The sequence below is a fragment of the Thermoactinomyces sp. DSM 45892 genome (assembly GCF_900107305.1).
In the GTDB taxonomy this organism is placed as follows: Bacteria; Bacillota; Bacilli; order Thermoactinomycetales; family Thermoactinomycetaceae; genus Baia.
This window is the reverse complement of record NZ_FNPL01000001.1, coordinates 109,868-123,986: the sequence shown is the minus strand read 5'-3', so window position 1 is coordinate 123,986 and position 14,119 is coordinate 109,868. Positions and strand designations below refer to the sequence as shown.

Here is a 14,119-nt window from a genome sequence, read left to right as displayed (position 1 = left end):
CAATTCGTTGTCCTTAGTAAGAAAAATAAAAAGAGATCGTTTTCTGGCATAATTGGGAGTATATGCCGGAAAACGATCTCTCCAAAGACCCTACTGCATAGATGAAAGGTGTTCATGCATACTTTGACTTTCTGTCTTACTTTATTCGGGAGTTAAAGTAAGGTGCCAATTCCTGTATCCACTTCTCTTGTAGATAGGAAGAAACTTCGGATGAAAAAATAGAAAAAAGGCGATTGTACCATTTTGGTATAGTCTCCTTTTTCTGTATGAAGAAAATATGATTACTGTGTATAGTCCGACGAATTTGTATATAGATATTTACATGTTAACAGAAATAATAATGTTGTAGGAGGATTTCTGTACGTATATAACGTATAAGTTGAGAAATACGGTTAGAAACCAAATTTGTACATGGAGGAGAAAATGGTGAAACGCTTTATACTACTTGCGATTTGTTTAGTCTCCATAGGATTTCCAGTACAAGCCCATGAAGTTATTTTTCTTAGAGAATCAATCCCAGTCATAGAGTTACCATCTGCGGAATACCCCGAAACCGCTCAGCACGTAGAGGAAGCGATATTAAAAGGTAAAACCGATCTATGTACCGTTGATCGAGAGGGGGCAGACCAGCGAAGAAAAGAATCATTAGAAGGGATTCCCACGAAGAAAGGCTATGATCGAGATGAATTCCCCATGGCGGTTTGCCGCGAGGGGGGAAAAGGAGCTCATGTAAAATATGTTTCGCCCAGCGATAACCGAGGTGCGGGCTCCCATATTGGAAATCAACTGGGGGATTATGCAGATGGTCAAAAGGTACGAATTGTGGTGAAGTAGTGAGAAAGGCGATTGTACCATTTTGGTATAATCGCTCTTTTTTATTGAATCAGTTATTATCAAAAACATAGTATCCCTACGTATATATCAAAAGCCAGTCTAGATAAAATTCATGTTTTATTAAGTTGACTTTCTAGCTTGATATTTAATGCAATCAACCGCTGATAGAAACAATGTGAGGATAATGGAACTTGCATATTTCTTTTAAATAGTCGCTTGAAGATTTCAGGAAACCAGTGACAGTAAAATGTCATCAAGTGGATACAGAAACTTGGAGTTGGTTTAAGGGCAGGGTCTCCCATTTGATTTGAAGCAAGAAGGCAATGAATGTTTAGATAGTCTATGAAGTCTTGAAATGCGTTGTCAGAAAAGGGAACACTAAAAAATTTCTCCTTAACGTGTTCAGGAATGAATTCGTCCTGATGAGCAAGTTCATTCCTGATTACTCTAATAAAGGATATCTCTTCCCATAAATCATCCCTCTGATTTAAAGCTCCATTCGTTAAAGTATGGAATTCAGGTATATAGAGATGAAGTTTTTTGTGTTTTGAGTATTTCTTATTTTTTGCTTGCCTTTTTTCTAAATCTAGCTCTTTTTCAAGTAAGAGTTGTCGCATAATCGGATAAAGCAAGTTTTCAATCGAAGAAAACCAGATAATGACAAATGATTGTGAAAATAATTCTGGCAGTTCTTCATAAATTTGTAGATCCTCCATGTAATAATATTCAGGATCTCTGGAGGAAGATTGTAGTTTGTGTTCTTCTAACTGATCCTGTTGGTAATCAATCGAGGTGAGAGAGGGATAGAGAAAAGAACATAGAGATTCAAACTTCATTTCAATTGCAAACTCTAAAGGTGCATGTGGCAATAAAATATCCATTTTAAAACTCCTTAATAGTATTTAGCTCTTATAATAGCAACATTATAAATGAAAGACGCTCTTGAGTTTTTAATGAAAAAAGAGGCACTTTAGCCTCTAATGTTCACCATTTAATGAATGCGTTCAACGGATCTTTTTGTCATTAGTCACTTGGAATGACTTAATGTCCTCAGCATTTCCTGCATGATCTATACTTCGATATTCAACCTTGTCTTTGGTTGATATAACAAGTGGCTTTGTATAATTAACCCAACTCCCATCATTAATTCGGTATTCTGTCTTAGCAATTCCCGAAAAGTTATCCGTAGCAGAGAATGACACATCAGTGTTATCCGAAGATGAAGGAGTGATTGAATGAGTAGTAGTGGGCTTTGTCTTGTCAATTTTTATTTCAAACGATTTGGTTTGCTCTATGTTCCCGTTTCGGTCAACGCTTCGATATTCAACCGTATTTGTTTTCAAGGCATATAAAGTGAATTTTTGGTAGGGAGTCCATGCCTTACCGTTAACCCGATATTCTGTTTTTTCAATTCCAGATTTGTCATCAGAGGCTGAAAGTGAGATGGTTACGTTGGACTTGTACCAACCATTTTCACTTGAAGGGGTATTTGTATGTGTTGTAACAGGTGCTTCAAACTCAAGAGTATACATGAATATATCTGAGTTCCCGTATCGATAATCTTGCCAAATAATTTTATCATTATAAATTGCTGGGGAGCCTGCATTGCTCGAACTCGTAGTAATTCGGTGCTCTGTACCGCTGTTTATGTCGTATAAATAAATGTCCCAATTGCGTTCGCTGTTTCGATTATCTAGCCAAATAATTTTATTTCCATAGATCTGAGGTTTATTTTGGGATTTTTTATCATCCGTGATTTTACTTACTTTACCTGTAAGCAGGTCATACATGAAAATATCCGAATTTCTTTCTCTATAATTTTCACCTTTCCATACAATTTTGTTTTCATAAATTGCAGGATCGGTTTGGTGTTCGTCTATATCTGGACTAATTTTCTCTTCTACACCTGTATTTAGATTAAACATATAGATTTCTGGTCTTCCCTTTCGTGTATCTTCCCATACAATTTTATCTCCATAAATCTTAGGGGAAGTTTGCCAAGTATTTGTTTTTGTATTGATTCGGGATTCTGTACCGCTATCTATGTCAAACATATAAAGCTCCGAAGCTCCTTCTCCATTTCGACGATCTGTCCAAACAATCTTATTTTCATAGATTGAAGGTTGCCCTTGATATCTGTCATTCTTAGTGATCTGGATTTCTTCGTCAGTATTGAGGTCGTACATATATATATCTGTATTTAGATTTCCACTTCCACTCATATTTCGACTATCTTGCCAAACAATTCTATCCTTATAGACTACGGGATTGTCTTGATCGTGCGAATCTGAAGTAATCCGCTTTTCTGTTCCAGCACTTATGTCATACATATAAATGTCGTTATTTCCATTTCGATTATCTGCCCAAACGACTTTATCATTGTAAACCGCTGGTTTTGTTTGACTGCTTGGACTAATAACTATAGGTATTTCAGAAGCGAATGCTGTAGGTATAGTAACAATTGGTAATATCAATGAAAATAAAAGGATTGATATTATGGATTTCCGTGGATATTTGTACTTGGTAACTGTAGTGTTTGAACTTTTCATTTACACGTCTCCTTGCGAATTTATAAAAGATTATGTACAAAAAACATTTTAAATTTAATTTTGTTTTTTGTCATTATATTAATTATAATTGTATTAATATATAATTCATAGTTTATTTTTGTGTTGGGAATTGATATTAGAAAGGAGCAACACATTTGAAGAAAATCCTTATTAGTACAGGCATCTTATGTGTTTTACTACACACGCTAACAGCTTGCCAATCTATTACATCTCAACAGACAACAAAGACTGATTGGGCTTCAAATCCACAGATTAATACCCCTGTTAAACCTCCAGCTACTGAATCTACCATTCCAACTGAGGCAAAAATTGAGGAAAAGAAAGTAGAAGAGAAAAAAAAGGAAAGCTCCTCTATTGATTCAAGTACGTTAATGCTTGGCGAAATGGGTTTTGTTGAAGATATAAAAGTAACTGATGCTAGGAAAATTACACAGCATATAAATGTAGATATCTTTCTTTTTAACAAAGCTCATGCGGGGCATGCTGTACAATTCATTCTTAATCAGTATTACGAGTTTCTTCAACAGAAAGACATAAAGGGAGCTAAAACTGTTACGATTGGCATTATGCAAAACGATACACGAATCTTTCAAATTACTACACAGGTCAAAAAGTTTAAACCAGAAGAATACTTCATACCTTCAATATTAAAAGCATCCAAAATCGAGAAAATGAGTGACGAAGTAAGAGAGTTTGGAAGAGTAATGGAAAAGTGGTAAGACTATTGTGAGCTTTTTCCATGTGCAGGTATCTCGAATTCTAGATGAAGAAAATAGCATATATAATGACTGCTACACGTATAGTTTAACAGGATGAAAGATTATCTAAATGTAGATCCATGGATGTTTAGTCTTCAGCATTACCATGTTAGTTGATCGTTTTTTAATTGTATTGCAGTATCAACCTATTAAAAATAGCAAATCCCTTGTCTAATGGAGATGAGGAATTTGCTATTTTTTGATGAAATCATATTTGATAAAATCCATATTTTATATAGCAAAAAAGCCATTTGATAACAACAGTAGTAGGGTTGTTATCAAATGGCTTTTTGTTAAAATTGTCTCAAGCGGTTACTAGCTATATCTACATACTCCTTTTGAATCTCAAACCCGATAAAATTTCTGTTTGCTTTAATACAAGCTATAGCAGTAGTTCCCGATCCCATACAGTTATCTAAAACAGTATCACCTTCATCTGTATATGTTCTAATCAAATACTCAAACAATGCCACTGGCTTTTGTGTAGGATGTAATCTCTTTTGGTCATGCTTAAATTGCAAAACAGACTTAGGATAACGAAAGCCACTATTATCAGGTTTCTTGTTTGGATCAAATTTACCATAATTGGTGGTATAACTCGAACGTCCAGCCTTGTAGGGCTTTCCTGAAGTAAACTGTGGATTATACACTGGTGATTTCTTGTAAAAAACAAGTATGTTTTCATGTTTTTTCAGTGGCATTCTGTTTGCATTCAAAAAACCAGTTGCAAACTCTTTTTCCCAAATCCATTCGTACCGTAACAGTTTTAAATTACTACACCCTAGCACCTTGTCAAATGGCGTTTGTGCAGTAAGAACTATTGCTCCATTATCTTTAATGATTCTTTCATAATGGCTCCACACTACTTTAAAAGGAAGAACGGTATCCCATTTATTTCTAGTAGTGCCGTAGGGGAGATCACAAAGAATCATATCTATGCTTTTATCTTTTATTAACCCCATGCCTTCTAAACAGTCCATATGATATATTTTATTAAGTTCCATTTACTCCTCCTGTTGTTCGATTTGTGCAATGAAATAGAGATGAGTAAAGAAAAACCTTGCTTTCATATCGGGCAAGGTTTTTTTCTGTTTGTATTCACTTATTTTCTTTGATTTTCCACTATGGAAATTTAACTACTTAAGCTCCTTCGCAATCCCATCGTTCATTTGCTTCACACAAGCTTCAATGAGAAGTCCTAGCTCGTCCTCAGTAATTTTGACTTTTTTCTCATTTAGTAACTTGGTAGCTTCAATTTTAGCTTGATTTAATTTGTCTGCTCCCTTGAGGTCTTTATAGCCTTGCTCAACGGCCTGCACTGCAAGATTTACCCATTCTTTATTAGCTTCTAGCTTGTGGATGATACCTTTTTCGCTAAGGTATCTAACAACATATCGTGTAACAATACCCGTGCATACGGTTAAAAAGCTTGCGATTACGCTAAATAGTTCCATATTTAAGTTTTCCATATATGATAAGTCTCCTTTGAGTGGTTAATGATTGAAGCGAGTTAGCTTCTCGTTTAATTCGGCGATTTCATGGGATAATTTATTATTTTCTATAGTGAGCTGGATGTTTGCTTGTTGAAGTTTACTGATTTCTGTTTTCAGTTCGTCAATCTGTTCTCTATGCTCATGTAATAATGATTTTAATTCTGAGATCAGATGGTGTTGGTCATTAGAGAGTTGCTCACGCTCACTAATTCTAAGGTCTTTTTTCGTTGTCAGCTTGGTTCCAAGATAGCCAAGGACTGCGCCGATCAGAGTAATGAGAGTAGTAAACCATTCAATCCCGATATGTATTCCAAAGAAATTCATTTGGGATAGCACCCCCACCTTTCTGATTTTTTCTAAATGCTCTTAGTTCAAAGAGGCAGTACCGCCTATGTATTTACTTTGCTATGTAGGGCCTGTCTTGTTTTATTTCCATAGATTCCATCTACAACAAGACTTGCTGATCTTTGGAAGCTCTTTAAGGCTGTTAAAGTCTTCTTTCCAAATACACCATCTGCTCTGCCACATGAAAAACCTGCTTCATTCAATGCTTCCTGTAACTGACGTACCTCTGAACCGTGATATCCATATTTGAGAATGACAGAAGGGAGTGGGAATTTAGAGGATTGTTGTGCAGGGGAGGCAGACTTCAGTTTTGACCATGTTTTTTCGCCTACGATTCCGTCTACAACTAAATCATTCTTTCGCTGGAAGTCTTTAACTGCATTCTGGGTTAGTGGACCAAAAGCTCCATCTACATTCAGATTGTATCCAAATTTATTTAAGTAGGATTGAAGACTTTTTACTGCATCGGATCGGCTTCCTTTTCGAAGGATGGGATCTGAAGAAGAGGAAGTGGTAGAGGGGAGGGAGGAAGGAGGAACTGTGCCTTTTAATTTTGCATATACTCTATTCTTAAAGTTAGTAAATGCTTGAGGATTACTAACCCATGGAGCAGGGCAGTTCTTTCGGGTAATGTCATAGTGACGGACAATATCTGTGAGTGGATCAAGTCGATAACGCCTACATAGTTCCACAAATACATCTTCGGTTCGTGAGATCGTATCGGGATGGAAAGTTCCATTTCGTTCCATGCACATCTCTACACCAATAGATGTTAGGTTCGCATTTCCACCTTTATAGTAGGAAGCGGTTGCTCGCAATGCGGGAATAAGAGAAGGTTTATCGTTGGCATGATACGCCACTTCGTTCAAGGGGACAATGCAAAGCGCTTGTGTTCGATCGACGAAGATGTGAGCTGAGGCGGCACGGGGAAGACTTCGATAGTTGTTAAAGTAGTTAAAGTGGTTCATTGCGGTTCCGCCGTTGTTGGCGGTATAGTGGATAACTAACTTTCTCACACCAAGTAACTTAAAGCTAGGGCGTGATTTTGAATTGACTACAATATATTTATCTTGCCATACTGACATATAGTTTCTCCTTAGTTATGTATTCTGCTGGACTACACTCTCATCCAGCAGTCATGTGTTGAGAGATCATTCTTTAGTACCAAGAGATGCTTTCTACCTCTTGAATGTTTGATGCAGAGGAAACTTTAGGGAGAAAGAAATCCCGATACCTTGAAATGTTGCTGTTCTTATGTTGGAAAATCATTCTCTTTAGTTCATCCATTATTTCTTTTGTAATGGCGATCCGTTCGTATTTTCCATCCTTCATCACAGTCCAATTGACTGATTCAAGATCTTCATTTTTTAGGGCGCTTTCTGCATCCTGAAAGTTTAGTTGCGCCTCCATATCAAAGGAGAAATGATAGGTAGATTCATGAATCGTATAATCGAAACCATTTAGGATAGTTTGATTACAAGCCTCATTCAGTTCTCTATTTTTCCGTTCTTTCGCAAGATCTAGCAAGTGCGTGTCGTCTTTAACTAAGGCGTTGTTGATATAAACAAACCAAGAAAATGGCAATGAGAAGAATTCGTGGTGGTCGGGTATGTCTATCTCCACGCACTTCTCACTAACTAGACTACTACCCCAGCCAGTAACCCTATTTTGAGAATCTAGCTCTAGAAACACTTTCAATTTCTCTACTCCCTCCCTACCATTCCAATACATATCGTAGGGTAGCTTGAGTAGTATCCCCTGTAGCATTTTTATCTGTAAAACCTTTGATTCGGTCATCGTAGATCTCTAGCTCTTTTACCACATTAACAATGGAATCAACTGGGATAGAAAACATGGAGACAGCTCCTGAATGGTTAGAGGCAATATATTTGGGGATGGGATGGAAAACAAAATCCCAATTCCGAACCTCTTCTTCGCTGTATTCACTCCAGACTAATATCCAGCCGTTGGGACAGGAGGAGATGGTTTTTGTGGGAGTGATGGATTGGTCGGGAGACATAAATAGAGAGCCTGTCCATAAATAGCCCGTACCAATATTTGCACTAGCAATGGGTTTTTCGTTGAAATACAACATGTCTTCTTTTACTTGGACGATGCCAGTGCTTCCAAGTGTAATACCTCCAGTTACATTGAGGTTCCCATTTACTTCTAGCGAAGATGGAGCATTGGGGAATTGATTGATACCAATTGATTTCTTGGTGGAATCAATAAATAAAAGGGGTTGTCCAACTGGAACAATGGCTGAGGAAAGAGAAGAGGAGAGCAGATCGACGACTTGGACTTCGATGTTCCATGCTTTCAAATTGTCTAGGCCAGATGATGTATTAATAGGAGTATCCGAGTTCGTATAGGTGCTCCCGTTTTGGACGAATGATGCGGACAAACTCACCCAATCGCTCCAAGTAGGAGAAATCGTTTCTTTAAAGCGATATTGGAGGGTCTTTACTCGATTTTTAGGGACTTTCCCGATACTTAAAAGAGATAGATTCCCTCCTGCTTTTAGGATGGTTTCACTCTCAAAGTCATTCGATCGTCTTGCAGAGAAGGTAAGAGTAGGACTGGAGTATTCGAGAATCGAAACGGCTTTCGTTACGATGGTGGAGTTGCCACGACTATCTACGGCTTTGACCGATAGTGTGACGGAGGTATTGGTTTGAACTGATCCAAAATCAAAGGATACTATGTTGGAGCTTGAATAAGGTCTGGAGATGGACATACCATTTAATGTGGCCACATAGTACTCCATAGTGGAGCCGTTGATTGCGATTGCTTTGGAAAGGAAGGGGATTTCTACTAGTACAGTGGAATGGTTTTGAATGATATATTGATCATTTTCTGTGATCGCTAAGGTAGTAGCATTGGTATCTTTATAGATGAAAGAATCGTTGAAAGTAGGATCACTATTTGTAACGATTGCTGTCCCCACTACAGATGTAAGGGATTGAACTTGAATGCCTTGATAGTATGTTATACATTCCATTCGAGTCGATACAGTATTCGCATTTGGAGTGGTTGCATACATTTCCTCTTTTTCTGCTTGTGTAGGTATCCACTGAGCCTCTAAGCCAACACTAGAATACGTTTTGATTAGGCTTTCACCTACATATAGCTTTAGATCGTGAGTGAAGGAGTGATTCGCACTTGATAGGGAAATGAGAACCGTATCCCCGATGTTAAAGCTACTACCAGAGGCAACTTTGCTGGGAGAGGGAGCCTTACAGAGACCTGTATACTCTTTAGAGCCTATTAGATTACTTCCCTGATACGTTTCGAGCAGAATGGTAGAGGGTTTACTACCCGTTTGATTAAGTTGAGTAAAAATCGTTCTATATTCTGATTCCGAGAAAGTAATGGTAGTGGAAGTTTCGATATTGTTGAGAGCTTTGATGAGAATATCATTTACATAGAGTTTGATGGTATGGATAAAGCTCGTGCTCGATCTTGAAATCGCTAGGGGGAGATCTTCACCTGCTATCCAAGAGGGGTTAGAGCTTAAAGAGGAGGAGCGAGGAATGGTATTGAGTGTATAGATTTTGGTTGGTAATTTGATTCGAGAATAATGCGTACCGCTTAACGTAACCTCTGCATCGAACCAACCGTCAAATGAGATTGATTTTGTTCCATCGTTATTATGGGGAACATTTTTGGTAACTTGATAGATTAACTTCTTTTGATTCCCTCGTAATGAGGCCATGCCTGCTCCAGATGTAGAAGAGGATGAACCATCAATGGAGATAGTACAATCTTTCGATGCACTCGAATTTACCGTGTATGGTGAACCAAGCGACATCCAATATAGTTTTGCGGTCACAGAGCTTGTATTAGAGGTAATGTCCTGAGTAGCTGACCATTCTAACTGAAGGCGATACCCACTCCCTACGTTTGTATAGAAACTTCCGCTTAGTGCCATGCCATTCTCCTTTCATTATCATCCTGTAGCCACAAATGCCCATCCATTTTTATCTCCCGAATGTATCTTCATGAGTTTGATTGAACCCAGCAAGATTTCTTGCTTTACATTCGCCTTTTTCATCACGAATTCATCACGATCCATACGGAACACTTCATCTGTAGAGCCAAGCGATTCATCAATCAAGCCATCTTGATTCACATCATAATAGCCAGCGAACTTTTCAGGTGTCATCGTTGTGTACCCAGAGTAATCGGAGTGGGAAACTCGAAGACCGTTTACATCCATTCGAATGTGAGTGTTATACACTTCCCCTGATGCATGTTGCCATTGAAGGGGAATCTCTCCAATGTTTAACATGATGCTAGTGAAAAGTATTTGATGATAACTACAACATAATTCTACGGTCACTTTATTAGTGGTGGGCTTCAGTGTGATATGTTGAGCAGAATAGTTATGTGAGCCATTTAACAAGATTTCTGCATATTGCGTACTGGTCACATCTCCATCATAAAGTCGAATATATCCGTTTCCATTCAATGACTTACACATTGCAGATATGGAATAAGATGCGCCTTCGATCGGAATGATCGATTGAACCATCTTCCCACCTGTAGAGAGTGAGAAACCACTGCCCGATCCTTTGGTTTTGACTTCATCATTTTGAATAACCTTAATCAACTTGCCAATAGCAGGGTCGGAGGAATTGGGCGACCATTCTGTGAGATTTCCTTTTTCTAATTGAGGGAGTGTTGCCCAGAAGCTCCCGTTTTGGACTGGATAAATCTTTACTCGTACTCTCGTTGCACCATTTGGAGCAGTTCCCTTGGCTACAATTCTTTGCCATCGGTTTATCATGGATAAATTTACATTAGTCGTAATGGAGCTGAGTTTTGATTCAGCATCATACCATTCCATTTCTACCTTTGCACCCATATCGATGTTGTGAGTAGAAGGGATATTCACAAACCAACTACCTGAAAAGGTTTCTCCTGCTCTCACATTCCCAAATGGAGTGGTAACGGCTCGCATCTCATTTGTAGTGAGACTTGTTACATCACATATCAAGGTGTTAAATCCTTTATATTGCATCATATTGTCAAGCGACCAGCCTGTTGAAAGAGAATAGTGAGTAGTTCCGTTTTGAAGAGAACTATTAGGGAGCATGTTTTGGCTATGGATTGTCCAGAAATCGATTCCTGCATAGCCAACGCTATTTTTTAGAAGGTTGACTCCGCCACTCGAAGCAAACTTAGCAGTAATACTATCTGCTTTTTGTTCGAGTTTGGACTGGGTTACATAGGGGGAGAAATCAATATTTCGAATCTGGTTATCGGTGTAGGAATTGGCTTCCGTTTTAGATTTCTCTAGAGCCTCTGATGTTGTATATCGGGATAGGTCATCAAAGCTTGCTTTACTGTCTAGATCATTTTGATAAGAAATCGATTGGGTCACGGTATTAACGATTGAGTCATCGGTAATTCGTTCTTCCGCATTGGAGATTCGAGTAGAGAGCCCGTCCATATTACTTTCTAACGTAATGTCATCAAGGCTACAACTATCTACTTCCGCAACTCCATCTCCATCATCATGATTGACTACAAACACAGGAACGGCATACTTTGTTCCTTGAATAAACTGATTGTAACTATCCACCCCTTCACCCGTGATAATCCCATTGAATTCCTGCCAACCGTCTGCCACCGTTAGATTCTGACCTTGTACAGCACAGTAACGATGCTCTCCATAATGAACGGTCGTGATAGGTTGCTTGGCTACATCAAAGGAAGCGACACCTGCAAAAACTTTGGACTTCTCACTGACTGAGGAATCTTTGGTTTGTCTGACACGGAACTGAACTCGATAAGTTCTGGATGGATCGATGGGAATCATCTTGCCATAGAATACCGTTTTGGAACCCGATATTTGAACTACTTTATCTCCATATTTCCCTTGTCCACTGATGATAGGAGCTTTCAAGGGAGTGGATAGTTTGTGGTCTTCTTTCCAGTATAAGAGATCATTTTGGAAGTCATGATTTCGTAGTTTGCTATCAAGAGAAGTAAGGAAGGGTTCATTTCTGGTGACAATCGAGGCGATTTGATCATCTTGTAGCTTAAATTCAAGGTGGTTTAGACTGTTTGTCCAGTCCTGAATTAAGTTACTACCCGTACCTGATTCAATGACAAACGAATCAGCTTTAATACGTGCTCCACGGTTATCAAAAACAAAGTGACCATTTCCGTTTGTGATGAGGAGATTTTCACCAGCGACTACTTTTCCGATTAGCCGTTCTGCTACCACACCATCTGGCTTAATTGCGGTCTTCCAAGTTTCTCCATTATCTTTCGAGAGGGCGATAATACCTGCTTGGGCAATCACAATTTCCTCTGGAGTGTCAGGGTTTCGAATGACAATTCCTCGATTCCCGATTTCTACTTGGTTGTTGACACCTGCAACGATCTTGTTCTTATTTGCCTCCCACTGGTTAGATAGGATGCTGTTTACTTGTTCGACTGCTGGTTGGATCTGATTCCAGATATGCTTGTTAGCTTCTACTAGAGAACTGGTAGCAGAAGTGCTGTATAGGAGTTGAACGAGTTTTTCCGATTCATCAAGTAGATCTTGAGTATTTGAAATGATCAGCTTTGTATCATGTGATTCAAAGTCGATTTGGATTTCGATGAAGCGAGCCATATATTCAATATTCATTGGCCTGTACTTTGTCTTAATCAGGTCTCCTAGTTGTAGTTGGGCTACATCGATCAGATTCTCGACATTTGCTTCAATCACGACTTTGGGGATTCTCATTTCATTGAATTTCTTTAATCCATCATCATAAAGCTCTTGGGGATTAGTGTATCGCTCGTCCCGCCATTCCTTCTCAATGATATAAGGATCTAGTTCCTTCTTTAATACAGAAGTGAATTGAGGATCATTGGAAATTTGATCTTGTAGAGTTTGGATTTGAGAGTTAAGATGAGAGATTTCATTTTTGAGGTTGAAGACGATTGTGGTTTGAGAAGTGATTTGTGCTTCTTTGAGGTTTCTTTCTTCTATTCTTTGTTTAATTAGATTGGTGTCTTCTGTCGCCTTAGCGAGATCTAAGAGTTGGAGGATGTTGGTGAGTTCCAGATGGAGTTGAGCCAATTTTGATTCCTCAGTGACTAACTGAGTCTCTTTTGGGTTTTTATGATTGGAAAGGGTTTTAATTTGAGGGGAGTTTTGATTTACCAATTCTTGATGATCTAGGAGCGCATGACACAGATCGTCGGACATGAAGTGAGAGCTTTTGATGATTTTTCGATCTTTGTCACGTTCAAAGGGGTAGAGGAAATAGCTGAAGTCTTCTATATAACTTTGGCCAGTGGGGTTTATTGAGTGGATACTGGTTCCTTCGTTACCATAGACATATAATCTTGTGACCAATTCATCCGTTGTTCGAGTTCTCTTAATGGAACGTAAAAACCTTCCATAGTCAATCGTTGTACCTCGGAACTTTCCATATGTAGTAAATGAGTGAAGAGAAATTTTTCGTTGTGTGGTGTCCCATTTTATTAGGGCCTGAAAGGTTTCTCCTAATTGGAGAATACCATCTAAGACATTGGTATCGCTAAGATCAAACTGTCGATAAATCGAGTGGAAGATGGGATCAACCGAATCAATTGTCCAAATCGTATTGGCTACTAGTTTCGTTAACAGTTCATGAGCATTGATGCTATCTTCTTGTACCGAAATTCGTTTGTGTTGCAATTCATATCCCAAGGAAAATGCTTTTACATGAAAGGTGTCGGAGTCATCACTGTCTTCTTCAATCTCATCGACAATGAACCATTCGATATGTCCCTCCATGGTCACTTTGATCAACATTTTTTCCTTTATCAGTTCTACATGGGAGTTGTGCCTATTTGCTACTTTATAGGGGATGGAAAAGGATAACTCGCTGATATTACCGAGTTTTAAGGAGAGGTTTACATTCCATTTTTCGGAGATGTGAGAGATGACTTGCTTATTAGGTTTTGATAAGTGGAGGCGAATATCTTTGGGCTTTTTTGAGTAGTCGATGTCGACAAACAATCGTAGAATTACCCCTCTCATATATGTTTATGATCATCTATGTTTATTACAAATTTTATTTACTATTATAGTGTAATTATATAATTATTGATTTCTTTTGTCTAATTAGGT

General features: G+C 38.4%; 11 protein-coding genes. 2 read left to right on the top strand and 9 right to left on the bottom strand.

Going from position 1 to position 14,119, the window contains the following annotated elements; genetic code table 11:
- Positions 1-423: 423 nt before the first annotated feature.
- A complete protein-coding gene (locus BLU58_RS00560; protein ID WP_093290292.1) occupies positions 424-834 on the top strand; it encodes a NucA/NucB deoxyribonuclease domain-containing protein in 411 nt (136 codons plus the stop codon).
- Positions 835-944: 110 nt separating this feature from the next.
- Here the strand turns inward: BLU58_RS00560 and BLU58_RS00555 are convergent, their stop codons facing one another.
- The gene (locus BLU58_RS00555) at positions 945-1,715 is read right to left on the bottom strand and encodes a hypothetical protein (RefSeq protein WP_093290291.1); all 771 of its coding nucleotides are present in this window, start codon (positions 1,713-1,715) and stop codon (positions 945-947) included.
- Positions 1,716-1,838: 123 nt separating this feature from the next.
- A complete protein-coding gene (locus BLU58_RS00550) occupies positions 1,839-3,383 on the bottom strand; it encodes an OmpL47-type beta-barrel domain-containing protein (protein ID WP_093290290.1) in 1,545 nt (514 codons plus the stop codon).
- 155 nt (positions 3,384-3,538) lie between these two features.
- On the opposite strand from BLU58_RS00550, the gene BLU58_RS00545 reads away from it, so the two are divergent.
- Positions 3,539-4,123, top strand: coding sequence for a hypothetical protein (locus BLU58_RS00545; RefSeq protein ID WP_093290289.1), 585 nt, complete (start codon positions 3,539-3,541; stop codon positions 4,121-4,123).
- A 332-nt stretch (positions 4,124-4,455) separates the two neighbouring features.
- Here the strand turns inward: BLU58_RS00545 and BLU58_RS00540 are convergent, their stop codons facing one another.
- The 7 genes from BLU58_RS00540 to BLU58_RS00510 form a co-directional block, all read right to left on the bottom strand.
- A complete protein-coding gene (locus BLU58_RS00540) occupies positions 4,456-5,166 on the bottom strand; it encodes a DNA-methyltransferase (protein WP_093290288.1) in 711 nt (236 codons plus the stop codon).
- Positions 5,167-5,298: 132 nt separating this feature from the next.
- Positions 5,299-5,631, bottom strand: coding sequence for a phage holin, LLH family (locus BLU58_RS00535; RefSeq protein ID WP_093290287.1), 333 nt, complete (start codon positions 5,629-5,631; stop codon positions 5,299-5,301).
- Between the two features lie 24 nt (positions 5,632-5,655).
- Entirely contained in the window at positions 5,656-5,979 is a 324-nt protein-coding gene (locus tag BLU58_RS00530) for a hypothetical protein (protein WP_093290286.1), read from the bottom strand.
- A 65-nt stretch (positions 5,980-6,044) separates the two neighbouring features.
- Entirely contained in the window at positions 6,045-7,085 is a 1,041-nt protein-coding gene (locus BLU58_RS17095; protein WP_093290285.1) for a peptidoglycan recognition protein family protein, read from the bottom strand.
- 73 nt (positions 7,086-7,158) lie between these two features.
- A complete protein-coding gene (locus BLU58_RS00520; protein ID WP_143123651.1) occupies positions 7,159-7,698 on the bottom strand; it encodes a DUF4376 domain-containing protein in 540 nt (179 codons plus the stop codon).
- A 16-nt stretch (positions 7,699-7,714) separates the two neighbouring features.
- Positions 7,715-9,931 carry a DUF859 family phage minor structural protein gene (locus BLU58_RS00515; RefSeq protein ID WP_093290283.1) on the bottom strand — a complete coding sequence of 739 codons (2,217 nt, stop codon included), beginning with the start codon at positions 9,929-9,931 and terminating at the stop codon, positions 7,715-7,717.
- 18 nt (positions 9,932-9,949) lie between these two features.
- The gene (locus tag BLU58_RS00510) at positions 9,950-14,008 is read right to left on the bottom strand and encodes a phage tail spike protein (protein ID WP_176786420.1); all 4,059 of its coding nucleotides are present in this window, start codon (positions 14,006-14,008) and stop codon (positions 9,950-9,952) included.
- Between the last annotated feature and the right edge of the window lie 111 nt (positions 14,009-14,119).

Excerpts from the sequence above, each read along its gene's own strand:
- BLU58_RS00540 (WP_093290288.1), bottom strand. The coding sequence starts at position 5,166 with ATGGAACTTAATAAAATATATCATATGGACTGTTTAGAAGGCATGGGG.
- BLU58_RS00535 (WP_093290287.1), bottom strand. The coding sequence starts at position 5,631 with ATGGAAAACTTAAATATGGAACTATTTAGCGTAATCGCAAGCTTTTTA.
- BLU58_RS00560 (WP_093290292.1), top strand. The coding sequence starts at position 424 with ATGGTGAAACGCTTTATACTACTTGCGATTTGTTTAGTCTCCATAGGA.
- BLU58_RS00515 (WP_093290283.1), bottom strand. The coding sequence starts at position 9,931 with ATGGCACTAAGCGGAAGTTTCTATACAAACGTAGGGAGTGGGTATCGC.
- BLU58_RS00530 (WP_093290286.1), bottom strand. The coding sequence starts at position 5,979 with ATGAATTTCTTTGGAATACATATCGGGATTGAATGGTTTACTACTCTC.
- BLU58_RS00555 (WP_093290291.1), bottom strand. The coding sequence starts at position 1,715 with ATGGATATTTTATTGCCACATGCACCTTTAGAGTTTGCAATTGAAATG.
- BLU58_RS00550 (WP_093290290.1), bottom strand. The coding sequence starts at position 3,383 with ATGAAAAGTTCAAACACTACAGTTACCAAGTACAAATATCCACGGAAA.
- BLU58_RS17095 (WP_093290285.1), bottom strand. The coding sequence starts at position 7,085 with ATGTCAGTATGGCAAGATAAATATATTGTAGTCAATTCAAAATCACGC.